This window comes from Klebsiella planticola ATCC 33531 (assembly GCF_000735435.1).
GTDB lineage: Bacteria > Pseudomonadota > Gammaproteobacteria > Enterobacterales > Enterobacteriaceae > Klebsiella > Klebsiella planticola.
In genome coordinates this window covers 1-26,538 of record NZ_JMPP01000068.1, presented here as the reverse complement: position 1 = coordinate 26,538, position 26,538 = coordinate 1, and the positions used below count along the sequence as shown (strand labels likewise).

Below are 26,538 nucleotides of genomic sequence, written 5' to 3'. Positions count from 1 at the left end.
TCAATAGTTGCTTAAAAGACGAGCAAGAATAACGGTGAAGGCGGCGAATGACAAGAATTAAATGTCAGAAGTCATCTTTCTTTGACCTTAACCAGGCAAATCTCTGCGCAGAGTGTTGCAAATTTGTTTCTTTGGATATTTCTTTAATTAAATCATTGTCATCCGTACGTAAGAAAATATTTATACGTCGCTCATTTTTCAGAGTTACGGGCAGTGTTTTTTGTTTTTTTGCACGTAACTCATTAACTTTATGGTAGTAATCATTTATATCCCTGTCATCAGGCAGGATACTCAATGCAAACTTCATATTCGCTAAAGTATACTCATGTGCGCAACAGATTAGAGTATCCTCAGGAAACGCGTTTATTTTCCTAAATGATTGATACATCTGATCTGCTGTTCCTTCGAAAAGCCTTCCACAGCCGCCGGAAAACATTGTATCGCCACAAAAAAGATAAGGTTCGCTGTAGAAACAGATGTGTCCTAAAGTGTGACCGGGGGTGGAAAAAATAGAAAATTCGTGACCCAAAATCATCACCCGATCGCCATCGGCCACAAGGTGAGTGGTGCCTTTATCCTGGGTTTCTGCCGGTCCGTAAACCACAAGACCCGGGAACTTTTCACGCAGTTGTTTTACGCCGCCAACATGATCGTGGTGGTGGTGGGTCAATAAAATGGCTTCGGGTTGCCAGTGATTGGCTTCGATGGCGGCCAGTACCGGTGCCGCTTCGCCGGGATCGACGATAAGACAGCGACCGTTCTCCTCACTAAGAACCCAGATGTAGTTGTCCTGAAATGCGGGAATGCTGATAAGATTCATAAATTACCTCTCAAAGCGTAGCGGAAGGTTGCGATGAAGCCGGCAAGGATACCTCAGACAATCACAGCGCCCGAGCACTGGTCCAGTATGCCCTGGGGCGAATACTATCGCGAATCGCTGGAACGGCATATGAAACCGTGGCTGGCTAAATTATATGGCTTTCATTTACTTAAGATTGGCAATCTGAGCGCGGAAATCAACACGGAAGCCTGTGCTATCTCTCATCAGGTGAACGTGTCTTTGCAGGGCAACCCGATTCAGGTGAAAGCCGATCCGCTCCATCTTCCCTTTGCAGAAAAATCGGTTGATGCCTGCCTGCTGGCGCATACCTTGCCCTGGTGCAGCGATCCGCATCGTTTGCTGCGAGAGGCCGACCGGGTATTGATTGATGACGGCTGGATGATTTTGACCGGCTTTAACCCCGTCAGTCTGATGGGCCTGCGCAAGCTGGTGCCGGTATTACGTAAGACGACGCCCTACAACAGCCGGATGTTTACGCTCACGCGTCAGCTGGACTGGCTGGCGTTGTTGAATTTTGAGGTGCTGCATTATGGCCGGTATCAGGTGCTGCCCTGGTCCAGGCATGGTGGCAAACTCCTCAGCACTCATCTGCCGGCACTGGGCAGTTTGCAGCTGATTGTTGCCCGGAAGCGGACGGTTCCGCTGACGTTAAACCCGATGAAGTCGGGAAAAGCAAAAACGCAGCTGCGCCAGACGGTTGGCGCCACGCGTCAGTGGCGCAACGGCCAGAGTTAGCTTTCTGGCTGGTAGCCGGTATCGCTCTGCGTCGGGCTGGAGGCAGCAGCGCGCGCCAGCTCATCACAGCGTTCATTTTCCGGGTGGCCGGCATGGCCTTTGACCCATTCCCATTTGATTTGATGCTGGCCGAGCGCGGCATCCAGGCGCTGCCAGAGATCGACATTTTTAACCGGTTTTTTATCAGCGGTTTTCCAGCCGCGTTTTTTCCAGTTATGGATCCACTGGGTGATCCCCTGGCGCACGTACTGGCTGTCGGTGCTGAGGATCACTTCGCACTGCTCCTTCAGCGCCTCGAGGGCGACAATTGCCGCCATCATCTCCATCCGGTTATTGGTGGTGAGGTGATAGCCCTGACTAAAGATTTTTTCTTTTCCGCGATAGCGTAAAATCGCCCCATAACCACCGGGCCCAGGATTTCCCAGGCATGAACCATCGGTGAAAATTTCTACCTGTTTAAGCATCTCTGGTAGACTTCCTGTAATTGAAATCGATAGATAAACGGCAAGTCTGACATAAATGACTGATATGAGCACTGCAATTACACGACAGATTGTTCTTGATACTGAAACCACCGGTATGAACCAGATCGGTGCGCACTATGAAGGACATAAGATCATCGAAATCGGTGCGGTAGAGGTAATAAACCGCCGCCTCACCGGGAACAACTTCCATGTTTATCTGAAACCGGACCGGCTGGTGGACCCGGAAGCGTTCGGCGTTCACGGGATCGCCGATGAATTCCTGATGGATAAACCGGTGTTTGCGGAGGTGGCCGACGAGTTTATGGACTATATCCGCGGCGCGGAGCTGGTCATCCATAACGCCTCGTTTGATATCGGCTTTATGGATTATGAATTCAGCAAGCTGAATCGCGGCATTGCGAAAACGAATACTTTCTGCAAAGTCACCGATAGCCTCGCACTGGCGCGGAAAATGTTCCCCGGCAAGCGTAACAGCCTCGATGCGCTGTGCTCACGTTATGAAATAGACAACAGTAAGCGCACGCTGCACGGGGCATTACTCGATGCCCAGATTCTGGCCGATGTCTATCTGATGATGACCGGTGGTCAGACGACGATGGCATTTTCAATGGAAGGTGAGGGGCAGCAGCAGGCTGGTGAAATGGGAATACAGCGGGTTGTTCGCGCCGCCAGCAAATTACGCGTGGTTTATGCGACTGATGAAGAGATCGTGAGCCATGAATCCCGACTCGATCTGGTGCAAAAGAAAGGCGGAAGCTGCCTGTGGCGCGCCTGAGTCACTGGGATATGCTGTAAAAATCACCTGGCGGGCGATTTTTACAGCAAACGATTCAAAACTGAAGAAAAAGCGTTGACGGCGTTACGGGGAATCCGTAATATTCGCCTCGTTCCCAAGGGAACAGTAAGTGGAGCGGTAGTTCAGTCGGTTAGAATACCTGCCTGTCACGCAGGGGGTCGCGGGTTCGAGTCCCGTCCGTTCCGCCACTATTCAGAAAGCCTGAATCAGAAATGATTCAGGCTTTCGTCGTTTCACGCCCCGCCAAAACAAACTCATTGAGTTCATTTTATATATTTTAATTGCTTGCGAATATGATGCTGCATAACGGCCAGCATGCAGGCACCGGACAGGCCGATCATCAGCGCCCCGTTGACCGCCTCCAGCGGACCGAGCAGTTTCCATCTGGCGCTCATCACAACATCGCCATACCCCAACGTCGCGAAGTTCACCCCGGAGTGATACACCGCATCCAGCAGCGTCGGAAACTCGCCCAGCCAGACAAACAGTATTCCCCAGAGCAGAATCTGCAGCAAATTACCCATTAAAATGATGATGATGGTGCCAAACAGCGCCAGCACGCCGGCAAGTAGCCCCTCTTTGCCGTGAAAACGCTTGAGATAAAAGCGAATGCACCAGACGGACACCAGAGATTGCAGCAGCATATTACACAGGATAACGGGCATGCCCGTTATCAGCGGAAGCAACATGTTAATCTCCTGAATGAAGTTTTGTTGAGGGGGCGTCAAGGGGGCGCCAGCGCTCAAGAAGGGCGATGCAGGCCCAGCCATAAAGCGCGATGATGAGATATAACGCGCAGCGCATCGCGGCGGCTGTCCAGACATCTTTTCCTGAACTGCTGTCCTGAATCGCCGGGCCGAACAGAATGAGGGCGGTTATCCAGACATTGCTCCAGAAAGAGGGGGGAAACCGTCCCGGCACCAGACGAACCAGCCGCCGGGCCACCCACAGACTGACCAGGCTCAGCCAGAGCACCAGCATTAGCAGCGACGGCCAGAGGCTAAGACCGAACCACAGCCCCAGCGCCAGCAGCGCCCCCAGTAGCGTCGATAGCACCAGTTCTTTTCCCGACGTTTTCGTGGTGAGCGTCGTCGCCTGCTGCGCCAGCGTGACGGTTTTCATCACCGCCGGGATGTAGAACGTCGGGTGGCTCAGTGCCAGAAGCCAGACGGGGAGTACAATAATCACCGCCCGTAGCGCCCTGACATGGGGAGAACTCACCGCCGGCGATTCCCTGGGCTGGGGCGCCGGGCCCGGTGGCGGTGGGAATAACGCCACCGCCAGCCCGTTGACCAACGTACCGGTAATAAAACCGATCCCCAGCATTTGCGCCAGCCCCATCGCCAGCGCCTGCTCAATCAGCCCGGCAATGGGAATCACCGCTATTGCCACCACCAGCAGCATCGACAGCGTGGCCTTCCCGGAAAGGCCCATTAATATCAACTGATACAGCAACAGCGCCGTGAGCAGCACGCCCGGTAAGGCGTAATAGGTCAGTAATGGCACCATCAGAATGCCACCCGTCATGGTGACTATCAGGAGAGAACCAATGACGAGACCTTTTTTCAGCGCCAAAGGTTTCCCCTGGCACAGCACAATCCAGGCCATGATGCATCCGAGGTGCGGCATCGGCAGCGCGCTGGCGTAGCAGACCAGCGCGGCCAGTCCGCTGCCACAGCTTATTCTCAGTACGGCACGGTCCACGTTATGCATCGCGTTGGTCCCCTAATAGAGCCAGGAGAACAGGCTCATGACACGGATATACAGGTAGCCTGCAACGTTCAGCAGGCTACTGCCGCTGGTATAAACCAGCACATCCGCCTGCCCGCCAACGCGAAGGCTGGTGGGCGGCGGGGTATCCTCTTTTGCAAAGGCGATTTTAACCGGGAAGCGCTGGGCCTGACGGAGCCAGTCACGGTTGTTATCCACGGTAGGGAGACCGCCGGCCGGCGGGGGTTGCGAGGCGTTGATACCATAGCCGATGCTGAGTACCCGGCCGGTAAAAATGTGTCCGGGCATGCTGTCGAGAAGAATCGCTACCTCATTACCCGGCCGGATACGACCGAGGTTATTTTCGGTCATGTCCGCGTTAATCCAGACATCGTTCAGGGCAATCAATGTCATCACCGGGGCGCCCGCGCCAACAAACTGGCCAGCTTCGGTGCGTAAATCGGTAATCAGCCCGCGGCTGCCGGCAATCACGGTGCTTTTACTGCGGTCCAGCTCGGCTTTGCGAACCGCGGCCCGGGCGCTTAACAGCTGAGAATTATCGTCACCGGCTGCACCGGCGGCTTCAATGGCACGCCGCACGTCGGCAGCGGCAGCGGCCATCTGACTACGGGCGGTTTCCCGGGTGGCCTGGGCTATTTCCAGGCGCCGGACGGAAATCGTGCCGGGATCTTCACGATAGAGCCGTTCCTGGCGCTCGGCATCTTTCGCCGCATTCTGGTAAGCGGTGGTGGCGGCCTGAAGGCCAGCCTTTGCCGCGACCACGCTTTCACCGCTGGCCTTCACGGAACTGAGCACCGTGGCATAGTCCGAACGTGCACGCGCCAGGGCGATATCATAAGGTTCCGGGTCCAGCTCAAACAGCGGTTCGCCCATAGCGACACGTTGATTGTCACGAACATATACCTTTTTTATTTGCCCGGTCACTTCCGCTGCGACCGGAATGACGAAGGCCTGTACCCTGGCCTGCGAGGTATAGGGCGTCACCCTGTCCGTGACTAAATAAAAGCCGATCAGCAGTACAATCACCACCACCAGGCCGATGGCTGTACGCCGGCTGGCCTGTCCAGGTGAAGAGGAGGGGGCATTCATAGCGAAGGTCCTTCTGAAGGAGATGTGGCGGAAGGAAGCGGGGTCTTCAGCAGCGGCAGCCAGCTATCACGCTGGCGCAGGTGCGTTTCCGTTGCGGCATCGACCAGCGGGCGTGTCCGTCCGCTTTCCCAGCCGCCCCCCAACGCTTTATACAGCGCGATCAGATCGCGCATCGCCGCGCCGCGGCTGCTGACCAGCCGTTCTTGTTGGTTGAACAGCGCCCGCTGCGAGTCAAGGACACGCTGAAAGTCAGCCATTCCCTCACGATACTGCGTGTTGGCTATTTCGAGGGAACGGCTGGCGGCTTTACCCGTTTGGCTCAGCAATACAATTTCATCTTTATCATTCGCGTAGGCGATAGCCGCATCGTCGACTTCACGCGCGGCCTGAAAGACGGTATCGCGATAGTGCTCGTGAAGCTGGAGAAAACGGGCATCCTGAACCAGAACCTGATTTCCGAGCCGGCCTTGATCCAGCAGATTCCAGCTGAATGTCGGGCCCGCCGCCCAGCTGAGCGTGCCATTGCTCTCCGTCCTGCCGCTAATCCCGACGCTGCCGATCAGCGAAATGGACGGGTAGAGCTCGCTCTCCGCTACGCCGATAAGCGCCGACTGTGCCGCCAGCTGTCGCTCAGCCGCCCTGACGTCGGGCCGTCGGCGCAGAAGGTTGGCAGGAAGTTCAGACACTAACGAGAGTTCGCCCAGCGGGATATCGCCGGTCTGGCTCGCCATTTCCGGCAGGGGGCCGGGCTTGCGTGCCAGCAGCGCGCTCAGGGCATTCTGGCTTTGTGCGAGGCTGGTTTCCAGTTGGGGGATCGTCGAAAGCGTGGAGAGGTATTGGGTTTTTGCCTGCTGAACGTCCAGCTCCGCGCTGTTGCCGCTGAGGAATAACCGCTCGGTGATCTGCAGGCTACGCTGCTGGATCTTCGCATTGCTGCGGGTTATTTGCAGGCGGGCTTCCAGCGTGCGGATATTGACGTACCACTGTGCCACCTGGGCTGCCATCAGCACTTGAATATCATCGTACTGCGCTAGCGTGGCGAAATAGCTGGCATCGGCGGACTCGACGCCGCGCTGAAACTTACCCCAGAAATCGATTTCCCATCCCAGATTGGCCCCGGCGCTGTAACGGGTTCCTGAGCTGTAGTTTCCCGAACGCTGCTGGCCGGTGCGCAGCAGATCGCCGCTGCCGATCGTCGCCTGCGGTCCCAGTAAGCTCTCGGCGATCCCCAGCTGCGCCCGGGATTCCAGCAGACGCAGACCGGCGATTTTGACATCCGGATTTTTCCGCAGCGCTTCGTTAATCAGCGCGGTTAAGGTCGGGTCGTTGAGCTGCGTCCACCACCGTGCGTAATCGGCAGGCGTCGAGCGGGAAGCCATCCGCTGCGTGGCCGGCTGCCAGTGGGTCAGCTCCGGCGTTTTCGGCGGATGGTAGTCTGGCCCCAGCGTCGTGCATGCGGTGAGAACAAGGCAGGCGCCAGCGGTGAACAGCAGGCGCCTGGTACGGTGCTCATTGAGCATCTTTGTCGTCCGGAACGACAGGAGTCTGGCTATCGCCGACCTGCCCATCGTTGACCCAGGACATGAAAATACGATAGCCAATAGAGAGCAGGGTCGCGCCGATAAACATACCGAGAATACCGCTGGCCGCCATGCCGCCTAATGCACCAAGCAGCACGACTGGCATCGGGGCATCGACACCGCGTCCGAGCATCAGCGGTTTGAGTACGTTGTCTGCCATACCGGCCACAATCAGCAAGATCGTGTAGATGATATTCATCGCCGTTCCGTGGTCGCCGAGGCTCCACATCAGCGCAATGGCCGGCGCGGTCACCAGAATCACGGGAATCTGCGCGATCCCGAGGATCAGCGCCAGAACAAAGAAGATCCCCACTGCCGGAATGCCCGCCACGATCATAATGACGCCTACCAGCAGCGCCTGGATCAGCGCGACGCCGATCACGCCCTGCGCCACCGCACGGATCGTGCTGGTACACAGTTTCACCAGAGCGTGTCCTTTTTTCTCATCCGTCAGGCGTATGGCAATGCGTCGGGCGCTGTCCGCCCCGGCGGCGCCCCAGGTCATGATAATGCCCGCTACGATGAAGGAGAGGATAAAACCGAGCAATCCACCGCCCATGCTGGCAAGAATACCGAGGATATTTTTAGCGATATCTCCGATCTGCGAACGGTAGTTGCTAATCAGCCCCGGCAAATCGTTGGACGCTTTTAACCACAGGAGGCTAATTTTTTCTCCGACGATGGGAATGGTGGCGATATGCGCTGATGGCGGCGGAATGACGAAAGTACGGCCGCCGAGTTTATCAATCATCACGCTGACGCTTTCACCCAGAGAGCTTATCATCAGCACCGTAGGGACCACGATCAGCACAATGCCGAGCAGGACTATCAGGGTTGAGGACCAGCCCTGTTTTCCTCCCAGCTTCGTCGCAAAATACTGGTGGAGAGGGTAAAGAGTGACGGCCAGGATAACGGCCCACAGCATCATATTAAGAAACGGAGAAAATACGGTATAGCAGAAAGAGGCTAATGCCAGAATAAGTCCAAAGCGAATGAACATATCCAAAAAACGGGCAACCAGTCTTTTTTCAACAACAAGCAGGGTATTATTTTCCATGATGGTTTGTTCTCACTGATAATGCGCGCACGACCTTACAGGTCGGGCAATAAAACCAGACCAGGACCGAGATGGAATCGCTTTAAAAAAAGCTGAAAGTTATTTGAAAATGAAGTTTGTGCTTGTTGAATTTTATCCACTTAATGAGTGTAGAACAGAAATAATCCGTCCAAAAAAATATTATTTTTCCGCTTATTCTGCGGGCTGGCGGGGGAAAAGGGAGGGGCGAGGTATAAAGCGGATTCCCCTCGATTAACGAGGGGAGAAGGCGATCAGTTCAGGGTGAAAGGATCCGCATCCTGCCAGGCCGGAAACTTCTCTCGATACTCTTTGAGCGCCGTCATCGACAGCTCTGCATCCAGGCGCGTTGCCTGATGGGGTTCTGCCGTTGCCAGAATCTCTCCCTGCGGGCTGATAATGCGGCTATCGCCGCGGTAATGATGGCCGTTACCATCGGTGCCGACGCGGTTACAGCCGGCAACATAGGCCAGATTCTCGATGGCGCGCGCCACCAGCAGAGACTGCCAGTGCAGTGAACGCGGGGCAGGCCAGTTGGCAACATAGAGCGCTAAATCGTAGTCGTTATGGTTACGTGACCATACCGGGAAGCGCAGGTCATAGCATACCAGCGGCAGAATTCGCCAGCCGCGCCACTCAAACACGACCCGTTCGTTGCCCGCCTCATAATGGTGATGTTCTTCGGCCATGCGGAACAGATGGCGTTTGTCGTAGAAGTGGGTTGTGCCATTGGGCTCTACCAGCAAGAAGCGGTTAACCGGCCCACGATCGGTTTGCAGCGCCGCGCTGCCGGCAATCAGGGCATTTGTTTGCACCGCTTTGCTCTGCATCCAGTCAATGACGTTTTCGGGTGACATCGACTGCTTTGCGGCCTCCATAGCGAATCCGGTCGTGAACATTTCCGGCAATACAATGACGTCACGTCCGGTGATGCCTTCCAGTTGACGATCGAAATGACGCAAGTTGGCGGGACCGTCCATCCACACCAGGGGTTGTTGCAACAACGTAATTTTCAAACCAGGCACAGTGTTGAACTCCATCATCATGAGAGCATCAGGGTAATTTTAACACCATATCAGTCTCTCGCTGCTCAGCGGAATATGTTGTTAAAAAAATGATAACGCAGACAGGTGAATGTCGGTCGACGGGTAAAAAAGAAAGGCGGGGAAATTCCCCGCCCTGGTCGTGATGTGGTGACGGTTATTGTTTTATGCGGCTTCAACCTTGCGGACTTTCTCCGGGAGCTTTACCGGTTTGGTCGCCAGCTCATCGGCTGCGAAATCGTCAACGTTAATGCTGCGCAGACGGCTGGTTTCCGCACGGCTCAGAATATCGGCTTCATCCTGATTGATTAAACCTTTTGCCAGCGCGTTGCGGGCCAGTTCATCCAGACGGGTAAACGGCAGGTTTTTACCCAGCTCTTTGCAGATACGCTGATGAATCGGATCGGCGGCCATGACATCAAGCAGCGCCTCTTCCAGCAGACCGACCGGGTTATGTTCACTCGGGGTCAGATACTGGCCGCGGCCGATACGTGAACGCGTTGCGCTCGGTACCTGCAGGATTTTTGCCACCTTATGATCCAGCTTATCGGACGGCGCGTCGTAGTGACGGCCGGTCGGGAAGATAGCAATGCGCAGGGCGCCGGCGACAAAACGGTTCGGGAAGTTCTTCAGCAGATCGTCAATCGCCTGTTCTGCCTGATACAGCGCATCCTGGACGCCCCAATGGACCAGCGGGAGGTCTGCTTCATTGCGCCCTTCATCGTCATAGCGTTTCAGCACCGCGGAGGCGAGATAGAGCTGGCTCAGGACATCGCCGAGACGCGCGGAGATGCGCTCGCGACGCTTCAGGCTTCCGCCCAGCACCGCCATGGAGACGTCGGACAGCAGCGCCAGGTTCGCGCTCAGACGGTTCATGTGCTGGTAGTAGCGACGGGTGCCATCGCGGGTCGGCGTGCTGCTTGTCAGCCCGCGGGTCAGGCCCAGCCAGAAGCTGCGGACTTTGTTACTGCCGACATGACCAATGTGTTTAAACAGCAGTTTGTCGAAAGCGTTAACATCATTGTTTTGCGCGGCGGCCATTTCATCCAGTACGTACGGATGGCAGCGAATCGCCCCTTGACCGAAGATCATCATGCTACGGGTCAGGATATTGGCCCCTTCCACGGTGATGGCAATGGGCGCGCCCTGGTAGGCACGGGCGAGGAAGTTACCTTCGCCCAGCATGATGCCTTTCCCGCCGGTGATATCCATGGCGTCAATAATTGAGCGTTGGCCGCGATGGGTACAGTGGTACTTGACGATAGCCGACAGCACCGCCGGTTTCTCTCCCAGCATAATGCCGTAGGTAATCAGCGAAGCGGCGGCATCCATCACGTATGCGTTACCGGCAATACGCGCCAGAGGCTCTTCGATGCCTTCCATTTTACCGATGGAGATTTTGAACTGACGGCGAATATGGGCATAGGCACCGGTCGCCATCGCCACGGATTTCAGTCCGCCGGTGGCGTTAGACGGTAGGGTGATGCCGCGTCCCACGGACAGACATTCCACCAGCATCCGCCAGCCCTGACCGGCCATCGACGGGCCGCCGATGATGTAATCGATCGGCACGAAAATGTCTTTCCCCTGGGTCGGACCATTCTGGAACGGCACGTTCAGCGGGAAGTGGCGACGGCCAATTTCGACACCCGGCGTGCTGGTCGGGATCAGCGCGCAGGTAATGCCCAGATCTTCTTCGCCGCCCAGCAGACGGTCAGGATCGGAGAGTTTAAAGGCCAGACCCAAGACGGTCGCGATAGGCGCGAGGGTGATATAACGTTTGTTCCAGGTCAGGCGCATGCCCAGTACCTGCTCACCTTGCCATTCGCCCATGCAGACGACGCCGCTGTCCGGGATGGCTCCGGCGTCAGAGCCGGCTTCCGGACTGGTCAGCGCAAAGCACGGAATTTCCTGACCACGCGCCAGGCGCGGCAGATAGTGATTTTTCTGCTCTTCTGTACCGTAATGTTGCAGCAGTTCGCCCGGGCCTAAGGAGTTCGGTACGCCGACGGTAATCGCCAGGATACCGGAAACGCCGGAGAGCTTTTGCAGCACCCGTGACTGAGCGTAAGCGGAGAATTCCAGGCCGCCGTACTCTTTCTTAATGATCATCGCAAAGAAACGATGCTCTTTCAGGTAGGCCCACAGCGCCGGCGGCAGATCGGCCATTTCATGGGTGATTTCAAAATCGTTCGCCATGCGACAGGCTTCTTCTACCGGGCCGTCGATGAACGCCTGTTCTTCGGCGGTCAGGCGCGGTTGCGGATAGTTGTGCAGCTTCTGCCAGTCTGGCGTCCCGCGAAACAGGTCGCCTTCCCACCAGGTTGTGCCCGCGTCGATGGCCTCTTTTTCGGTACGCGACATTGGCGGCATCACCTTACGGAATGCGCGGAATGCCGGCGCCGAGAAAATTGACTTGCGCATCGGCGCAAAGTTGAACGGCAGCAGGATAATCGCCAGCGGTACCAGCAGCCAGATATTCCACAGCCCGGCCACGCTAAGCGCGGCGGTCCAGGCGAGCAAAATCACGCTGCTCAGCAGGAGATTAATTCGGTGATAGAAGAGCGCACCGAGTAAAACAACGGTTGCAACAATACTCAAAATCATCATAGAGAAATGCTCCCTGTCTTGTAGGAGGTCTGACCACTTGTGATGATATGGTTGTAGTGGATGTTATTGGCTTTAGCAATGTGTTTACAAAATAATTACAACCTTGCTCACATTGTTGTACGTAAATGCGGCACGTAAAAGCAAAACCACGGCGGATAACGTCGGCTGCTGCTTCTCGCTTCGGCGCCTATCCGGTACACTGCCAGGGTTATTCCAACCATACTGAAGGATTATCCTCATGTACCAGGATCTTATTCGTAACGAACTGAACGAAGCGGCGGAAACGCTGGCTAACTTTCTGCAGGACGAAGCTAATATTCACGCGATTCAGCGTGCCGCGGTGCTGCTGGCTGATAGCTTTAAGGCCGGTGGTAAAGTCCTCTCCTGCGGTAACGGCGGTTCCCACTGCGATGCGATGCACTTTGCAGAAGAACTGACCGGGCGCTATCGTGAGAATCGCCCTGGCTATCCGGCGATTGCGATTTCAGACGTCAGCCACCTGTCCTGCGTCAGTAACGATTTTGGCTATGAGTATGTCTTCTCCCGCTACGTCGAGTCCGTGGGGCGCGCCGGCGATGTGCTGCTGGGTATCTCCACTTCCGGCAACTCCGGCAACGTGATTAAGGCGATTGAAGCTGCCCGTGCGCAGGGGATGAAAGTCATCACGCTGACCGGCAAAGACGGCGGTAAAATGGCCGGCTCCGCCGATGTTGAAATTCGCGTGCCGCATTTTGGTTATGCCGATCGTATTCAGGAAATTCACATTAAAGTGATTCATATTCTGATTATGCTGATCGAAAAAGAGATGGTTAAGGCCTGATGACATGGTGTCGGGCGGCACAGTGTTTGCCCGACCTGCGGGCTGAGTTGTCGGCCGGGTAAGCAGTGCACTACCCGGCACTGCCTGAAAGTGCGTAGAGGTGATGTATGTGCGAATTGCTCGGGATGAGCGCGAATGTGCCAACAGATATTTGTTTTAGCTTTACCGGGCTGGTTCAGCGCGGTGGCGGCACCGGCCCGCATAAAGATGGCTGGGGTATTACCTTTTATGAAGGTAAAGGCTGTCGCACATTCAAAGATCCGCAGCCCAGCTTCCAGTCGCCGATTGCCAAACTGGTTCAGGACTATCCCATCAAATCGTGCTCGGTTATCGCCCATATTCGCCAGGCTAACCGCGGTATCGTTGCGCTGGAAAACACCCATCCATTTACCCGCGAGCTGTGGGGACGCAACTGGACCTATGCTCATAACGGCCAGTTAGAGGGCTATGAGGCCCTGGATACGGGCAATCTCCAGCCGATCGGCGAGACCGACAGCGAAAAAGCCTTCTGCTGGCTGCTGCACTGCCTGACCGAGCGCTATTCGGGGACGCCGGACGACATGGTTGAAGTGTTCAGCTTTATCGCGACCCTGGCGGGCTCGCTGCGGGAAAAAGGCGTCTTCAATATGCTGTTGTCGGACGGACGTTACGTGATGGCGTTTTGTTCGACGAATCTGCACTGGATAACGCGGCGGGCGCCGTTTGGCGTGGCAACGTTACTGGATCAGGACGTGGAAATCGATTTTCAACGGGAGACCACACCCAACGATGTGGTCACCGTTATCGCCACTCAGCCGCTGACCGGCAACGAGACCTGGCATAAAATCATGCCAGGCGAGTGGGCGTTATTTTGCCTCGGGGACCGTGTAGTTTGAAGCCAGCTGCGGCTGGATAACTTCATGACTGAGCGGCTTGCTGACGATATAGCGGCCATCGGCCACTGAGATAACCGGCGGCTTGTGGGTTTGCTGGAAATAGTCGTAGCCTGGCTTCAGCTGTTTCCAGAAATCCGCATAGTAGGAGTATTTGTGGCGTTCCATATTGGCGTTGGTCATGCGGAAAGGATAAATGCTGACCTGTACGCTGGACTGGCCGAACACTAGCGCGCCGGTCACAAACTGGAAAATCTCATCAATGCCGGTATCGGTCATCGCGTAGCAGCCGATGGATACGCAGGCACCGTGAATCATCAGGTATTTACCTTCATATCCATGAGCGCGATCGTAGGCGTTCGGGAAGCCGATATTAATGGCTTTATAGAAACGGCTGTCAGGCTTGAGCTGATTGCGCGTCACGCTATAAAACCCTTCCGGACTTTTGAAGTCGCCCTGACGCTGCTTCGGCCCCAGACCGCCGGAATAGTTACAGATCCGGTAGCTGTCGAGTAGCTGGTAGGTTTCGCCCATTTTGACGTAGAGATCGAGCGTGCGCTCTTCTTTGAAGATCTCAATGTAAACCGGGGAACCCATTAATTGTTGCTTGTATTCTTTGCTAACCGGCGTCGTCGAGCCGCTATTGCTGAGTAACCCAGCAAATGAAACGCACGGCAACAGAAGCATCGCAATAAATAATGCGATTTTGCGCATACTGCTTGTTCCTTGATAAATCAAAAACCACATTGCCAGGACGGCAAGAGATACCCGAAATCAGACTTTTCTGGATTTAGAGCGCTCACATTAGCATCACGGCATTTTTTCGCAAGCGCGGCCTTGCCGCGTTTACAATTTAGTTGTCCTTTATAGCGAATCCGACGTCAAAGCGCAGTCAGAACTTTGCGCAATAGATCTCATTTTATAGGTAGTTAATGGTGGTTTATCTACTGACGCCGCTCACGAAATGTTACACTTGCGCCGCTTAACGATCAGGGTAAGAAAGGATGCTTCTCTCCCGTCTTGTGAATCGCCAGGACTCAGCTTTTCCTTTTCTCTGATTTCCCATCAATGTTGCTGGCCTCGATCTGATATCGAGGTTTAGGTTACGGATACCTGCTAACGATATGATTAAAATTACGAAAGGGCTGAATCTGCCCATAGCTGGCATGCCATCACAGCAGAAAACTTCTCAGGTTGCCGTCAAACGCGTCGCGCTGTTGGGCGAGGAGTACGTTGGTATGCGCCCCTCAATGGCGGTGCGCGAAGGTGACCGGGTACAAAAAGGGCAGATCCTCTTCGAAGACAAAAAGAACCCCGGCGTCTGCTTTACCGCACCTGCGGCTGGGGTGATTAGCGCCATCCATCGCGGCGAACGTCGGGTTCTGCAATCCATTGTTATCGATGTCGACGGCGATGAGGCCGTCTCTTTCCCCCGCTATGCGCCGGGCGATCTGGCTGGATTGGCGCGGGAAACCGTGCAGCAGCAGCTGCTGACTTCCGGCCAATGGACGGCATTTCGCACCCGTCCGTTTAGTAAAACGCCGGCGCCGGGTAGCGTACCGGCGGCGATTTTCGTGACCGCTATCGATACCAACCCGCTGGCGGCGGATCCGCAACCGATTATTCTGGCCCGCCGTGAGGCCTTTGATGCGGGACTCACCGTGCTCACCAGCCTGACGGATGGCAAAGTTCATGTCTGCCAGGCCAGCGGCGGCAAGCTCGGTGGCCACCCGTCAGGGCAGGTGACCTTTAACCAGTTCGCCGGACCGCATCCGGCCGGGCTGGCTGGCACCCATATCCATTTCCTTGAGCCCGTCAGCCTGAAGAAGCAGGTCTGGTACCTTAACTATCAAGATGTTATCGCTATCGGTCGGCTGTTTCTCGACGGGGAACTTTACAGCGAACGCGTGATTGCGCTCGGGGGCCCGCAGGTCAAAGAGCCGCGGCTGATCGAGTCCTGCTGCGGCGCCAGTCTTGATGAACTGCTGGCCGGTGAGCTGCTGGAGGGGGAAAACCGGGTGATTTCCGGCTCGGTGTTGAGCGGCACCCACGCCCAGGGGCCGTATGCGTTCCTTGGCCGCTATCACCTGCAGGTGAGCGTCGTGAAGGAAGGGCGTGAGAAAGAGCTGTTTGGTTGGGTGATGCCGGGCAAAGACAAATTTTCGATTACCCGCACCACGCTCGGACATTTTCTCAAACACAAACTGTTCAGTTTCTCAACGGATACCAACGGCGGCGAGCGTGCGATGGTTCCCATCGGCAACTACGAGCGCGTGATGCCGCTGGATATTCTGCCGACACATCTGCTGCGGGATTTGCTGGCGGGAGACACCGACAGCGCGCAGGCGCTGGGCTGCCTGGAGCTGGATGAAGAAGATTTAGCGCTCTGCACCTACGTCTGCCCGGCAAAATATGAATACGGCCCGCTGCTGCGTGACGTCTTAACCCGCATTGAGCAGGAAGGATAAGTGATGGGTTTGAAAAATCTGCTGGAAAAAATTGAGCCGCATTTCACCCACGGCGGCAAACTGGAAAAGTACTACCCGTTGTATGAGGCGGCGGCGACCATTTTCTATACCCCGGGTCAGGTGACGAAAGGGGCCTCTCACGTCCGTGATGCCATCGACCTCAAGCGGATGATGATCCTGGTGTGGCTGGCGGTGTTCCCGGCGATGTTCTGGGGCATGTACAACGTTGGTCTGCAAACTATCCCGGCGCTACACAAACTCTACGGCGCGGAGCAGCTGCAGCAGGTGATCGCCAGCCACTGGCACTATAGCGTGGCGCAGTGGCTGGGGGTGAGCTTTGGCCCGGATGCGGGCTGGCTGAGCATGATGGGGCTGGGCGCAGTATTCTTCCTGCCCATTTATCTCACCGTGTTTATCGTCGGCGGCTTTTGGGAAGTGCTGTTCGCCATCGTGCGCAAACACGAAATCAACGAAGGCTTCTTTGTTACCTCCATTCTGTTCGCGCTGATTGTGCCGCCGACGCTGCCGTTGTGGCAGGCGGCGCTGGGCATCAGTTTTGGCGTGGTGATTGGCAAAGAGATCTTTGGCGGCACCGGCCGTAACTTCCTCAACCCGGCGCTGGCCGGGCGCGCATTCCTGTTCTTTGCCTATCCGGCGCAAATTTCCGGCGATCTGGTGTGGACGGCGGCGGACGGTTTCTCCGGCGCAACGCCGCTTTCTCAGTGGGCGAGCCGCGGCGGTGAAGCGCTGGTGAATGTCACCAGCGGCCAACCGGTAAGCTGGATGGATGCGTTCCTCGGCAATATTCCGGGCTCCATCGGCGAGGTCTCGACGCTGATGATTCTGATTGGCGGCGCCATCATCATTTTCGGTCGTGTCGCCTCCTGGCGCATTGTCGCCGGGGTGATGATTGGCATGATTGCCACGGCAACGCTGTTTAACGTTATTGGCTCTGATACCAACCCGATGTTCGCCATGCCGTGGTACTGGCATCTGGTGCTCGGCGGCTTTGCCTTCGGCATGATGTTTATGGCGACTGACCCGGTGTCGGCGTCGTTCACCGACAAAGGAAAGTGGGCATACGGTGCGCTGATTGGCGCGATGTGCGTACTGATCCGCGTGGTGAACCCGGCCTATCCGGAAGGGATGATGCTGGCCATTCTGTTTGCCAACCTCTTTGCGCCACTGTTCGATTACCTGGTGGTGCAGGCCAATATCAAGCGGAGGAAGTCGCGTGGCTGAGAAAAAAAGTAACGATAGCATCGGCAAAACGCTGCTGGTGGTGCTGGTGCTTTGCCTGGTCTGCTCGGTCATTGTTGCCGGTTCTGCGGTGGGGCTGAAGCCGCGCCAGCAGGAGCAAAAAGCGCTCGATAAACAGCGTAACATTCTCTCCGTCGCCGGGCTGATGCAGCCGGACATGAAGCAGGAGGAGATTGCCTCGGTGTTTGCCGAGCGTATCACTCCGCGGCTGCTGGATTTGAAAAGCGGCGCACTGCTGGAAAAAGATCCGGACTTCTTCAATCAGGGGCTGGCGCTGAAAGATCCTGAGCAAAGTACCGTGCTGGAGGCCAGCCAGGATCCGGCGGGCATCAAGCGTCGTACTAACGTGGTGGAAATCTACCTTGTGAAAGACGAGCAGAAAAAGGTTCAGGAAGTGGTGCTGCCGATTTACGGCAACGGCCTGTGGTCGATGATGTACGCCTTTGTGGCGCTTGATACCGATGGCCGTACCGTGAAAGGCATCACCTATTACGATCAGGGCGAAACGCCGGGCCTCGGCGGCGAAGTGGAAAACCCCGCCTGGCGTCAACAGTTCATCGGTAAAAAAGTGCTCGACGACAGCGGTATGCCTGCGCTGAAAGTGGTGAAAGGCGGCGCACGTCAGGGGGATGACTATGCGGTTGACGGCCTTTCCGGCGCAACGCTCACCTCCAACGGCGTGCAGCACAGTTTTGATTTCTGGATGGGGGGAGCAGGGCTTTGGTCCGTTCCTCAAGCAGATTCGTGAAGGAGGCCTGAACAATGGCTGAGCTCGATGAGATGAAAGAAGTAAAACGGGTGCTGGTCGGGCCGTTGATCAGCAACAACCCCATTGCCTTGCAGGTGCTGGGCGTCTGTTCGGCGCTGGCGGTGACCACCAAACTGGAAACCGCATTCGTCATGACGATCGCGGTAACGCTGGTGACGGCGTTTTCCAGCATGTTTATCTCGATGATCCGCCACCATATTCCCAACAGCGTGCGCATTATCGTGCAGATGGCGATCATCGCCTCGCTGGTGATCGTGGTCGATCAGCTGCTGCGCGCCTACGCCTATGAAGTCTCCAAACAGCTGTCGGTGTTTGTCGGGCTTATCATCACCAACTGTATTGTGATGGGGCGTGCGGAAGCGTATGCCATGAAGTCGCCGCCGCTGGCGAGCTTTATGGACGGTATTGGTAACGGTCTGGGATACGGTGCCATTCTGATGATTGTCGGTTTCCTGCGTGAGCTTATCGGCAGCGGTAAACTGTTTGGCGTCACCGTGCTGCAAACCGTGCAGAACGGCGGCTGGTATCAGCCGAACGGCCTGTTCCTGCTCGCGCCGAGCGCGTTTTTCATCATCGGTCTGCTGATCTGGGCGCTGCGCAGCTGGAAACCGGAACAGCAGGAGAAGGAGTAACCGATTATGGCTCATTACCTCAGTCTTTTTGTCCGCGCGGTGTTTGTTGAAAACATGGCGCTGGCCTTCTTCCTCGGCATGTGTACGTTTCTTGCTGTGTCGAAGAAAGTCTCCACGGCGTTCGGTCTTGGCGTGGCGGTGACGGTGGTGCTCGGCATTTCCGTGCCGGTGAACAACCTGATTTACAACCTCGTACTGCGTGACGGTGCGCTGGTGGAAGGTGTCGATCTGAGCTTCCTCAACTTCATCACCTTTATCGGGGTGATCGCCGCGCTGGTGCAGATTCTGGAGATGATCCTCGATAAGTATTTCCCGTCGCTGTACAACGCGCTGGGGATCTTCCTGCCGCTGATTGCCGTGAACTGCGCTATTTTTGGCGGCGTCTCCTTTATGGTGCAGCGCGACTATAACTTCCCGGAATCCATCGTGTATGGCTTCGGCTCCGGCATCGGCTGGATGCTGGCGATAGTGGCGATGGCGGGCATCCGCGAAAAAATGAAATACGCAAATGTGCCCGCGGGTCTGCGCGGGTTAGGGATCACCTTTATTACCACAGGTCTGATGGCGCTGGGCTTTATGTCATTCTCCGGTGTGCAGCTATAAGGGCGGAAAGTATGGAAATTATTCTTGGCGTCGTGATGTTCACGCTGATCGTGCTGGTGCTGTCGGGGTTAATCCTGGCGGCGCGCTCGAAGCTGGTCAACGCCGGTGATGTGGTTATTGAAATCAATAATGAAGCGGATAAACAGATTCGCACGCCGGCGGGCGATAAGCTGCTGAATACGCTGTCCAGCAACGGGATCTTTATCTCTTCTGCCTGCGGAGGCGGCGGTTCCTGCGGCCAGTGCCGGGTGACGGTCAAGGAGGGGGGCGGAGATATCCTGCCTACCGAACTTTCCCATATCACCAAACGCGAGGCGAAAGAGGGCTGCCGTCTGGCCTGCCAGGTTGCCGTGAAGCAAAACATGAAGATCGCGCTGCCGGAAGAGATTTTTGGCGTCAAAAAATGGGAGTGTGAAGTTATCTCTAATGATAACAAAGCGACTTTCATTAAAGAGCTGAAGCTGGCCATCCCGGAAGGCGAAAGCGTGCCGTTCCGCGCGGGCGGCTATATTCAGATTGAATGTCCGTCGCATAAAGTGGCATATGCCGATTTTGACGTGCCGGACGAGTACCGCGCGGACTGGGATAAATTTAATCTGTTCCGCTATGTTTCCGACGTTAAAGAGCCGACGCTGCGCGCCTACTCGATGGCGAACTATCCGGATGAGAAGGGCATCATTATGCTCAACGTGCGTATCGCGACGCCGCCGCCGAAAGTGCCGGACGCGCCGCCGGGGATCATGTCTTCGTATATCTGGTCGCTGAAAGCCGGTGATAAGGTGACGATTTCCGGGCCGTTTGGTGAGTTCTTCGCTAAAGAGACGGATGCAGAGATGGTCTTTATTGGCGGTGGCGCCGGCATGGCGCCAATGCGTTCGCATATTTTCGACCAGCTTAAACGGTTGCACAGCAAGCGCAAAATCAGCTTCTGGTACGGCGCGCGTTCGCTGCGTGAAATGTTCTATGACGATGAGTTTGAGCAGCTGGCGCGTGAAAATCCGAACTTTACCTTCCACGTGGCGCTTTCCGATCCGCTGCCGGAAGATAACTGGAACGGCCACACCGGCTTTATTCACAATGTGCTGTATGAAAACTACCTGCGCGATCATCCGGCGCCGGAGGACTGCGAGTTTTATATGTGTGGGCCGCCGGTGATGAATGCCGCAGTGATCAAGATGCTAAAAGATCTTGGCGTTGAGGATGACAACATCATGCTGGATGACTTTGGAGGTTAATGATGTTGACGGTGTTTGTGGCAACCTTCGTCATTTTCGCGCTGGTGATTCTGGGGATGTCTTTAGGATATCTGATAAAGCGCAAAAGTCTCCAGGGCAGCTGCGGCGGTATCTCATCGCTGGGGCTTGAGAAGGTCTGCGACTGCCCGGAGCCGTGCGATGCGCGTAAAAAGCGCATCGCGCGCGAAGCGCAGCGCCAGCAAAATCGGATCCTCTGATCTCTCCGTAGGCCCGGCAAGCTTGCGCCGCCGGCGCATTATGGCCTGATGGCGTAAGCTTATCAGGCCTACAAACCCCACTTCTCATTCCTTGTATTATTACTGTATACTTAACCAGTTATCGTTGAGGGCTGAGTATGCGCAAAATTATCCATGTCGATATGGACTGCTTTTTTGCCGCCGTGGAAATGCGGGATAATCCAGCCCTGCGTGATATTCCCATTGCCATTGGCGGTAGCCGGGTACAGCGGGGGGTGATCAGCACGGCCAACTATCCGGCGCGCCAATTTGGCGTGCGCAGCGCGATGCCGACCGCGATGGCCCTCAAGCTTTGCCCGCATTTAACCCTGTTACCCGGCCGCTTTGATGCCTATAAAGAGGCCTCGTCCCATATCCGGGAAATCTTCTCTCGCTACACGTCGTTGATTGAACCGCTGTCGTTGGATGAGGCGTATCTCGACGTCAGCGATAGCGTTCACTGCCAGGGCTCTGCCACGCTGATCGCGGAAGAGATTCGCCAGACCATTTTTCACGAGCTTCAACTGACCGCCTCCGCCGGTATCGCGCCGGTAAAATTTCTGGCGAAAATTGCTTCCGATATGAATAAACCCAACGGTCAGTTTGTGATTGCGCCGCATCAGGTCGCGGAGTTTGTCCGCACCCTGCCGCTGGCGAAGATCCCCGGCGTGGGGAAAGTCTCAGCCGCAAAGCTGGAAGGCATGGGGCTACGTACCTGTGAAGATGTGCAGAAAAGCGACCTGGCGATGCTGCTCCGCCGTTTTGGTAAGTTTGGTCGTATCCTGTGGGAGCGTAGCCAGGGAATCGATGAGCGGGAGATCAACAACACCCGACAGCGTAAATCGGTGGGCGTTGAACGTACGCTGGTGGAGGATATCCACGAGTGGTCTGCCTGTGAGAGCATCATTGAGAACCTCTATCAGGAGCTGGAACGGCGGGTGCTGAAGGTCAAGCCGGACCTTCTGATTGCTCGTCAGGGGGTAAAGCTGAAATTCAATGATTTTCAGCTGACCACTCAGGAACACGTCTGGCCGCGTCTGAATAAAGAGGATTTGCTTTCCACTGCCTATAAAGCCTGGCACGAGCGGCGGGGCGGTCGCGGAGTGCGGCTGGTCGGGCTGCATGTAACGCTGCTTGATCCTCAACTGGAGCGGCAGCTGGTACTGGGGTTATAACGATGCTGAAGATCAGACCTTATCGCGACGATGATTTTACTGCGCTGGGCGCCATTTTTCTGCGCGCGGTACAAGAGACCGCCAGCCATGATTATTCCCCCCGCCAGATAGCCGCCTGGGCGCAGATAGACGAGGCCCGCTGGCGACACAAAATGAGGGATTCTCGGGTGTGGGTCGCGGTCATTGACCCGCTTCCAGTCGGGTTTATCAGCGCCGTGGACCGCTATATCGATCTCCTGTTTGTGGCGCCGGAGTATGGCCGTCGAGGCATTGCCAGCGCGCTGCTCCAGGAACTGTTTGCGCAGATACCGCACGGCTCCCTGACGGTCGACGCGAGCATTACGGCAAAACCGTTTTTTGCACGGCATGGTTTCAGGGTCGAGGAAGAACAGCAGGTGGCGGTGCGCGGCGAGACGTTTATTAATTATCGGATGGAGAAGATGAGACGGCCCGGATAAGGCGCCACGCGCCGTTATCCGGGCCGTTTATTGCCGTAACTTACTTCGCCGGAATCGCTTTCAGCAGTTCCGTCAGCAGCGTCCAGTATTGACCCACGCTTTCGATATGCACCTGCTCATCCGGAGAGTGCGGGCCGGTAATGGTTGGCCCGATGGAGACCATATCCATATTCGGGTACGGTTTTTTGAACAGACCGCATTCCAGGCCGGCGTGAATAATCTGGATGTTCGGCGTCTTGTTGAACAGACGCTGATAGGTTTCACGCACCAGATGCATCACCGGCGAGTTCGCGTCCGGCTGCCAGCCCGGGTATGCGCCTTTGGCTTCGGTTTTCGCGCCCGCCAGTTTACCCAGCGAATCCAGCATGCTGACTACGTAATCTTTGCCGCTGTCGATCAACGAACGAATCAGACAGTGGATCTGGACATTGTCATCGGTCATGGTCACGACGCCGACGTTCAAAGAGGTCTCTACAACGCCTTTTGCCACGTCGGAGTTACGAATAACACCGTTTGGCGTGGCGTTAAGCAGACGCACAAAGCCGTCACGGGATTGCGCCGTCAGGGCCGCTTTGTCATTGGCGGCGGCATCCAGCAGCAGCACCAGGTTCTTCTCTTTTGCCGCCAGTTCGTTTTTCAGGATGTCCTGATAGGTGGCGACCTGCGCTTTCAGAGCATCGACCTTGTCGGCCGCGACGGCGACGGTGGCGAACGCTTCACGCGGAATGGCGTTACGCAGGGTGCCGCCGTTGAAATCCACCAGACGCAGGTCCAGCTCTTGCGCATGACCTGCGAGGAAGCGGGCCAGCAGCTTGTTGGCATTCCCCAGGCCGACGTGAATTTCGCCGCCGGAGTGACCGCCTTTCAGCCCTTTTAAGGTCAGCTTAAAGCTCTGGAAACCTGCCGGAACCGCTTCGCGGGTTAAGGCCAGGTTTGAGGTAAAGTCGATACCGCCGGCGCAACCCATATAGATTTCGCCCTCTTCTTCGGAGTCGGTATTGATCAGAATATCGGCCTGCAGCCAGTTAGCCTGAAGACCAAATGCGCCGTCCATGCCGGCTTCTTCGGTCATGGTCAGCAGCACTTCCAGCGGGCCATGTACGACGTTGTCATCAGCCAGCACTGCCAGCGCAGAAGCCATACCGATACCGTTATCCGCGCCCAGGGTGGTGCCGCGCGCTTTGACCCACTCGCCATCGATATACGGCTGAATCGGATCTTTGGTGAAGTCATGAACGGTGTCGTTGTTTTTCTGCGGCACCATATCAAGGTGCGCCTGCAGAACAACCGGTTTACGGTTTTCCATACCGGCCGTGGCGGCCTTACGAATCAGAATGTTGCCAACCTGATCGCGTTCTGCGTGTAAGCCTTTTTCTTTTGCCCAGCCCATGATGTGTTCAGCGAGTTGTTCTTCGTGATAGGACGGATGGGGAATGGAACAGATTTTGGCAAAAATATCCCATAGCGGCTGCGGGGATAATTGAGACAATTCAGACACGATGAGTCTCCTTACGATCGCCTGCAAAAGTCTTTTACAGGTCGAGGGTTAGCAATAAAAAATACAACAGGCGCAGGCTTGCGCGGTGGGGTTGAGAATACCACTTTCCACGCCGACTGGTAGTGTAAACAACGCAAAAAGCGCTGGGATGGCCGCTTAACACTGGTTTTTAGTGCGTCAGATCTCTATAATCTCGCGCAACCATTTTCCCCCTCGAACATCATTTAAGCCGTATAACACAGGCTGGGACACTTCACATGAGCGAAAAATACGTCGTCACCTGGGACATGTTGCAGATTCACGCCCGCAAACTGGCCAATCGTCTGATGCCTTCTGAACAATGGAAAGGCATTATTGCCGTAAGCCGCGGTGGTCTGGTACCGGGTGCATTACTGGCGCGTGAACTGGGTATTCGTCATGTTGATACCGTTTGCATTTCCAGCTACGACCACGATAACCAGCGCGAGCTGACCGTCCTGAAACGCGCTGAAGGGGATGGTGAAGGTTTCATCGTGATCGATGACCTGGTCGATACCGGCGGTACCGCCGTCGCTATTCGCGAAATGTACCCAAAAGCACACTTCGTTACCATTTTTGCTAAACCGGCTGGTCGTCCGCTGGTTGATGATTATGTTGTTGATATTCCGCAGGATACCTGGATTGAACAACCGTGGGACATGGGCGTGGTGTTCGTACCGCCGATCTCAGGTCGTTAATTTACAAGGTGAGTGCTATTTACCACGCCCGGTTATGCCGGGCGTGGTTTTTTTTGCCCGTATGCAGGTTACAATAGTCCGGAGTGGCAACACGATGGAGGCTGCACATGTCACAAGCTAACCTTAGCGAAACACTGTTTAAACCTCGATTCAAACATCCAGAGACGTCTACGCTGGTGCGTCGGTTTGCGTCGGGTTCGCAACAGCCGATCCACTCTGCGCTTGACGGGAGTAATGTCGATCACTGGTATCGCTTGATTAACCGTCTGATGTGGATCTGGCGTGGCGTGGCGCCACAGGAGATCCTGGATGTGCAGGCGCGCATTGTGATGAGCGATGCTGAGCGTACGGATCCGGAGCTTTATGACACCGTGGTGGGCTATCGTGGTGGCAACTGGATTTTCGAATGGGCCAAACAGGCGATGATCTGGCAGCAAAAGGCCGGGCAGGAAGCCGATCCGCTGAACAGCGGGCGCCACTGGCTGCATGCATCCAATCTCTATAGCATTGCCGCCTATCCGCATATTAAAGGTGACGAGCTGGCGGAACAGGCGCAGGCGCTGGCTAATCGGGCCTATGAAGAGGCCGCGCTTCGCCTGCCGGGCGAGCTGCGCGAGCTGGAGTTTCCTGTGCCCGGCGGCGCGCCGGTGACCGGCTTTTTACATATGCCGAAAAGCGAAGGTCCGTTCCCGGTGGTTCTGATGTGCGGCGGGCTGGATGCGCTGCAGACGGACTACTACAGCCTGTATGAGAACTACTTTGCGCCGCTGGGGATCGCTATGCTGACGCTGGATATGCCTTCGATAGGCTTCTCGTCAAAATGGAAACTGACCCAGGATACCAGCCTGCTGCATCAGCATGCGTTGCGGCACCTGACGAATGTTCCGTGGGTCGATCATACCCGGGTCGCAGCGTTCGGTTTCCGTTTTGGGGCGAATGTCGCCGTCCGTCTGGGCTATCTGGAGCCGCAGCGCTTAAAAGCCGTGGCCTGCCTTGGCCCGGTGGTGCATAACCTGCTGGTGGATCCGCTGCACCAGGGCCGGGTTCCGGAAATGTATCTCGACGTTCTGGCATCGCGGCTGGGCATGCACGATGCGTCTGATGAAGCATTGCGCATCGAGCTGAACCGCTACTCATTAAAAACCCAGGGGCTTCTGGGCCGTCGCTGTCCGACGCCGATGCTTTCCGGCTTCTGGAAAAACGATCCGTTCAGCCCGGAAGAGGAATCGCGCTTAATTACCTCGTCATCCGCCGATGGCAAGCTGCTTGAGATTCCATTTAAGCCCGTTTATCACAATTTCGATCGCGCATTGCGCCAGATTGCCCGCTGGATCAATCATAGATTTAGTTAATATATTGCTAAATTTTATTGATTTGGTAAAACAGTTGCATCACTAAAGGAGATCGCAATGACGTTACCGAGTGGACACCTCAAGAGTAAGCTGATTAAGAAATTCACGGCTCTTGGCCCTTATATTCGCGAAGAGCAGTGTGAAGACAATCGCTTCTTTTTCGATTGCCTGGCAGTTTGCGTCAATGTAAAACCCGCCCCGGAAAAACGAGAGTTCTGGGGATGGTGGATGGAGATGGAAGCACAGACATCACGCTTCACTTACAGCTATCAGTTTGGCCTGTTCGATAAAGAAGGGGTCTGGCGACCGGTGGCTATCGACGATCCGGAAGTCAGCGAGAAACTTGAGAAAACGCTGCGTGATTTCCACGACCGGGCTAAGGCATTGCTGGCGACATTCAGTCTGAAGCTGGAACCCGCCGATGACTTTAGCGAGCCGCTCAGACTGCGGGCCTGATGT

26 protein-coding genes, 1 tRNA gene and 1 pseudogene are annotated in these 26,538 nt (G+C 55.8%); 17 read left to right on the top strand and 11 right to left on the bottom strand.

Annotation, left to right across the window (positions count from 1 at the left end):
• Window positions 1-64 precede the first annotated feature (64 nt).
• Window positions 65-820 (bottom strand): hydroxyacylglutathione hydrolase, encoded by a 756-nt coding sequence (gene gloB / locus GRPL_RS00645; protein ID WP_032696615.1) that lies wholly within the window; start codon window positions 818-820, stop codon window positions 65-67.
• A gap of 33 nt (window positions 821-853) precedes the next feature.
• On the opposite strand from gloB, the gene GRPL_RS00650 reads away from it, so the two are divergent.
• Window positions 854-1,576, top strand: coding sequence for a class I SAM-dependent methyltransferase (locus GRPL_RS00650; protein WP_032700762.1), 723 nt, complete (start codon window positions 854-856; stop codon window positions 1,574-1,576).
• Here the strand turns inward: GRPL_RS00650 and rnhA are convergent.
• On the bottom strand, window positions 1,573-2,040 hold the full coding sequence (gene rnhA, locus GRPL_RS00655) for a ribonuclease HI (protein ID WP_004858198.1): 468 nt from the start codon (window positions 2,038-2,040) through the stop codon (window positions 1,573-1,575). The genes GRPL_RS00650 and rnhA overlap by 4 nt on opposite strands.
• Before the next feature lie 64 nt (window positions 2,041-2,104).
• On the opposite strand from rnhA, the gene dnaQ reads away from it, so the two are divergent.
• Window positions 2,105-2,836: a DNA polymerase III subunit epsilon gene (gene dnaQ, locus GRPL_RS00660; protein ID WP_131055916.1), complete on the top strand. Its 732-nt coding sequence runs from the start codon at window positions 2,105-2,107 to the stop codon at window positions 2,834-2,836.
• A gap of 132 nt (window positions 2,837-2,968) precedes the next feature.
• Window positions 2,969-3,045 (top strand) — tRNA-Asp (locus GRPL_RS00665).
• Between the two features lie 75 nt (window positions 3,046-3,120).
• On the opposite strand, the gene GRPL_RS00670 is transcribed toward GRPL_RS00665, so the two are convergent.
• The 7 genes from GRPL_RS00670 to fadE form a co-directional block, all read right to left on the bottom strand.
• Complete coding sequence (locus GRPL_RS00670; protein WP_032689379.1) at window positions 3,121-3,546, bottom strand: ion channel; 426 nt, start codon at window positions 3,544-3,546, stop codon at window positions 3,121-3,123.
• Window position 3,547: 1 nt separating this feature from the next.
• On the bottom strand, window positions 3,548-4,570 hold the full coding sequence (locus tag GRPL_RS00675; protein ID WP_032700760.1) for a DUF2955 domain-containing protein: 1,023 nt from the start codon (window positions 4,568-4,570) through the stop codon (window positions 3,548-3,550).
• Between the two features lie 12 nt (window positions 4,571-4,582).
• A complete protein-coding gene (locus tag GRPL_RS00680; RefSeq protein ID WP_032689377.1) occupies window positions 4,583-5,677 on the bottom strand; it encodes an HlyD family secretion protein in 1,095 nt (364 codons plus the stop codon).
• Window positions 5,674-7,197: an efflux transporter outer membrane subunit gene (locus tag GRPL_RS00685; RefSeq protein ID WP_032700759.1), complete on the bottom strand. Its 1,524-nt coding sequence runs from the start codon at window positions 7,195-7,197 to the stop codon at window positions 5,674-5,676. The genes GRPL_RS00680 and GRPL_RS00685 overlap by 4 nt, the downstream gene beginning before the upstream one ends.
• The gene (locus GRPL_RS00690) at window positions 7,187-8,314 is read right to left on the bottom strand and encodes an AI-2E family transporter (protein WP_032696611.1); all 1,128 of its coding nucleotides are present in this window, start codon (window positions 8,312-8,314) and stop codon (window positions 7,187-7,189) included. The genes GRPL_RS00685 and GRPL_RS00690 overlap by 11 nt, the downstream gene beginning before the upstream one ends.
• Window positions 8,315-8,586: 272 nt before the next feature.
• The gene (locus GRPL_RS00695) at window positions 8,587-9,357 is read right to left on the bottom strand and encodes an amidohydrolase (RefSeq protein ID WP_032689394.1); all 771 of its coding nucleotides are present in this window, start codon (window positions 9,355-9,357) and stop codon (window positions 8,587-8,589) included.
• A 183-nt stretch (window positions 9,358-9,540) separates the two neighbouring features.
• On the bottom strand, window positions 9,541-11,985 hold the full coding sequence (gene fadE / locus GRPL_RS00700; protein ID WP_032696610.1) for an acyl-CoA dehydrogenase FadE: 2,445 nt from the start codon (window positions 11,983-11,985) through the stop codon (window positions 9,541-9,543).
• 238 nt (window positions 11,986-12,223) lie between these two features.
• Here fadE and lpcA point away from each other — a divergent pair, with 238 nt between their 5' ends.
• Together lpcA and GRPL_RS00710 are read left to right on the top strand one after the other, a co-directional pair.
• Complete coding sequence (gene lpcA, locus GRPL_RS00705) at window positions 12,224-12,805, top strand: D-sedoheptulose 7-phosphate isomerase (protein ID WP_004099149.1); 582 nt, start codon at window positions 12,224-12,226, stop codon at window positions 12,803-12,805.
• Window positions 12,806-12,912: 107 nt separating this feature from the next.
• Entirely contained in the window at window positions 12,913-13,680 is a 768-nt protein-coding gene (locus GRPL_RS00710) for a class II glutamine amidotransferase (RefSeq protein WP_032689375.1), read from the top strand.
• Here the strand turns inward: GRPL_RS00710 and dpaA are convergent.
• On the bottom strand, window positions 13,651-14,391 hold the full coding sequence (gene dpaA, locus GRPL_RS00715) for a peptidoglycan meso-diaminopimelic acid protein amidase (protein ID WP_015585090.1): 741 nt from the start codon (window positions 14,389-14,391) through the stop codon (window positions 13,651-13,653). The genes GRPL_RS00710 and dpaA overlap by 30 nt on opposite strands.
• A gap of 410 nt (window positions 14,392-14,801) precedes the next feature.
• Here dpaA and GRPL_RS00720 point away from each other — a divergent pair, with 410 nt between their 5' ends.
• The 9 genes and pseudogenes from GRPL_RS00720 (at window position 14,802) to GRPL_RS00760 (ending at window position 22,513) form a co-directional block, all read left to right on the top strand.
• Window positions 14,802-16,145: a Na(+)-translocating NADH-quinone reductase subunit A gene (locus tag GRPL_RS00720; protein WP_032700758.1), complete on the top strand. Its 1,344-nt coding sequence runs from the start codon at window positions 14,802-14,804 to the stop codon at window positions 16,143-16,145.
• A gap of 3 nt (window positions 16,146-16,148) precedes the next feature.
• Window positions 16,149-17,387 (top strand): NADH:ubiquinone reductase (Na(+)-transporting) subunit B, encoded by a 1,239-nt coding sequence (locus GRPL_RS00725; protein ID WP_032689393.1) that lies wholly within the window; start codon window positions 16,149-16,151, stop codon window positions 17,385-17,387.
• A pseudogene (locus GRPL_RS00730) lies at window positions 17,380-18,175 on the top strand (Na(+)-translocating NADH-quinone reductase subunit C). The gene GRPL_RS00725 and the pseudogene GRPL_RS00730 overlap by 8 nt, the downstream one beginning before the upstream one ends.
• A complete protein-coding gene (locus GRPL_RS00735) occupies window positions 18,168-18,806 on the top strand; it encodes an NADH:ubiquinone reductase (Na(+)-transporting) subunit D (RefSeq protein WP_004858245.1) in 639 nt (212 codons plus the stop codon). The pseudogene GRPL_RS00730 and the gene GRPL_RS00735 overlap by 8 nt, the downstream one beginning before the upstream one ends.
• Window positions 18,807-18,812: 6 nt before the next feature.
• Complete coding sequence (gene nqrE / locus GRPL_RS00740; RefSeq protein ID WP_032689372.1) at window positions 18,813-19,409, top strand: NADH:ubiquinone reductase (Na(+)-transporting) subunit E; 597 nt, start codon at window positions 18,813-18,815, stop codon at window positions 19,407-19,409.
• A gap of 11 nt (window positions 19,410-19,420) precedes the next feature.
• Window positions 19,421-20,644 (top strand): NADH:ubiquinone reductase (Na(+)-transporting) subunit F, encoded by a 1,224-nt coding sequence (gene nqrF, locus GRPL_RS00745; RefSeq protein ID WP_032696606.1) that lies wholly within the window; start codon window positions 19,421-19,423, stop codon window positions 20,642-20,644.
• Window positions 20,645-20,646: 2 nt separating this feature from the next.
• Window positions 20,647-20,862, top strand: a complete 216-nt coding sequence (gene nqrM / locus GRPL_RS00750; RefSeq protein WP_032689392.1) for a (Na+)-NQR maturation NqrM — start codon at window positions 20,647-20,649, stop codon at window positions 20,860-20,862.
• Between the two features lie 137 nt (window positions 20,863-20,999).
• Window positions 21,000-22,055 (top strand): DNA polymerase IV, encoded by a 1,056-nt coding sequence (dinB, locus tag GRPL_RS00755; RefSeq protein WP_032696605.1) that lies wholly within the window; start codon window positions 21,000-21,002, stop codon window positions 22,053-22,055.
• Window positions 22,056-22,057: 2 nt separating this feature from the next.
• Window positions 22,058-22,513: a GNAT family N-acetyltransferase gene (locus tag GRPL_RS00760; protein WP_032696604.1), complete on the top strand. Its 456-nt coding sequence runs from the start codon at window positions 22,058-22,060 to the stop codon at window positions 22,511-22,513.
• 40 nt (window positions 22,514-22,553) lie between these two features.
• Here the strand turns inward: GRPL_RS00760 and pepD are convergent, their stop codons facing one another.
• Window positions 22,554-24,011 carry a cytosol nonspecific dipeptidase gene (pepD, locus tag GRPL_RS00765; protein ID WP_032689369.1) on the bottom strand — a complete coding sequence of 486 codons (1,458 nt, stop codon included), beginning with the start codon at window positions 24,009-24,011 and terminating at the stop codon, window positions 22,554-22,556.
• A gap of 257 nt (window positions 24,012-24,268) precedes the next feature.
• Here pepD and gpt point away from each other — a divergent pair, with 257 nt between their 5' ends.
• From gpt to crl, 3 genes are all read left to right on the top strand, one after another.
• Window positions 24,269-24,727, top strand: coding sequence for a xanthine phosphoribosyltransferase (gpt, locus tag GRPL_RS00770; protein ID WP_004858267.1), 459 nt, complete (start codon window positions 24,269-24,271; stop codon window positions 24,725-24,727).
• Between the two features lie 107 nt (window positions 24,728-24,834).
• Window positions 24,835-26,079: an esterase FrsA gene (frsA, locus tag GRPL_RS00775; RefSeq protein ID WP_032700757.1), complete on the top strand. Its 1,245-nt coding sequence runs from the start codon at window positions 24,835-24,837 to the stop codon at window positions 26,077-26,079.
• Between the two features lie 57 nt (window positions 26,080-26,136).
• Window positions 26,137-26,535, top strand: a complete 399-nt coding sequence (crl, locus tag GRPL_RS00780) for a sigma factor-binding protein Crl (RefSeq protein ID WP_032689367.1) — start codon at window positions 26,137-26,139, stop codon at window positions 26,533-26,535.
• Window positions 26,536-26,538 lie beyond the last annotated feature (3 nt).

Coding starts and splice junctions, on each gene's coding strand:
- gloB (WP_032696615.1), bottom strand. CDS start 820: ATGAATCTTATCAGCATTCCCGCATTTCAGGACAACTACATCTGGGTT.
- GRPL_RS00650 (WP_032700762.1), top strand. CDS start 854: ATGAAGCCGGCAAGGATACCTCAGACAATCACAGCGCCCGAGCACTGG.
- rnhA (WP_004858198.1), bottom strand. CDS start 2,040: ATGCTTAAACAGGTAGAAATTTTCACCGATGGTTCATGCCTGGGAAAT.
- dnaQ (WP_131055916.1), top strand. CDS start 2,105: ATGAGCACTGCAATTACACGACAGATTGTTCTTGATACTGAAACCACC.
- GRPL_RS00670 (WP_032689379.1), bottom strand. CDS start 3,546: ATGTTGCTTCCGCTGATAACGGGCATGCCCGTTATCCTGTGTAATATG.
- GRPL_RS00675 (WP_032700760.1), bottom strand. CDS start 4,570: ATGCATAACGTGGACCGTGCCGTACTGAGAATAAGCTGTGGCAGCGGA.
- GRPL_RS00680 (WP_032689377.1), bottom strand. CDS start 5,677: ATGAATGCCCCCTCCTCTTCACCTGGACAGGCCAGCCGGCGTACAGCC.
- GRPL_RS00685 (WP_032700759.1), bottom strand. CDS start 7,197: ATGCTCAATGAGCACCGTACCAGGCGCCTGCTGTTCACCGCTGGCGCC.
- GRPL_RS00690 (WP_032696611.1), bottom strand. CDS start 8,314: ATGGAAAATAATACCCTGCTTGTTGTTGAAAAAAGACTGGTTGCCCGT.
- fadE (WP_032696610.1), bottom strand. CDS start 11,985: ATGATGATTTTGAGTATTGTTGCAACCGTTGTTTTACTCGGTGCGCTC.
- lpcA (WP_004099149.1), top strand. CDS start 12,224: ATGTACCAGGATCTTATTCGTAACGAACTGAACGAAGCGGCGGAAACG.
- GRPL_RS00710 (WP_032689375.1), top strand. CDS start 12,913: ATGTGCGAATTGCTCGGGATGAGCGCGAATGTGCCAACAGATATTTGT.
- dpaA (WP_015585090.1), bottom strand. CDS start 14,391: ATGCGCAAAATCGCATTATTTATTGCGATGCTTCTGTTGCCGTGCGTT.
- GRPL_RS00720 (WP_032700758.1), top strand. CDS start 14,802: ATGATTAAAATTACGAAAGGGCTGAATCTGCCCATAGCTGGCATGCCA.
- GRPL_RS00725 (WP_032689393.1), top strand. CDS start 16,149: ATGGGTTTGAAAAATCTGCTGGAAAAAATTGAGCCGCATTTCACCCAC.
- GRPL_RS00735 (WP_004858245.1), top strand. CDS start 18,168: ATGGCTGAGCTCGATGAGATGAAAGAAGTAAAACGGGTGCTGGTCGGG.
- nqrE (WP_032689372.1), top strand. CDS start 18,813: ATGGCTCATTACCTCAGTCTTTTTGTCCGCGCGGTGTTTGTTGAAAAC.
- nqrF (WP_032696606.1), top strand. CDS start 19,421: ATGGAAATTATTCTTGGCGTCGTGATGTTCACGCTGATCGTGCTGGTG.
- nqrM (WP_032689392.1), top strand. CDS start 20,647: ATGTTGACGGTGTTTGTGGCAACCTTCGTCATTTTCGCGCTGGTGATT.
- dinB (WP_032696605.1), top strand. CDS start 21,000: ATGCGCAAAATTATCCATGTCGATATGGACTGCTTTTTTGCCGCCGTG.
- GRPL_RS00760 (WP_032696604.1), top strand. CDS start 22,058: ATGCTGAAGATCAGACCTTATCGCGACGATGATTTTACTGCGCTGGGC.
- gpt (WP_004858267.1), top strand. CDS start 24,269: ATGAGCGAAAAATACGTCGTCACCTGGGACATGTTGCAGATTCACGCC.
- frsA (WP_032700757.1), top strand. CDS start 24,835: ATGTCACAAGCTAACCTTAGCGAAACACTGTTTAAACCTCGATTCAAA.
- crl (WP_032689367.1), top strand. CDS start 26,137: ATGACGTTACCGAGTGGACACCTCAAGAGTAAGCTGATTAAGAAATTC.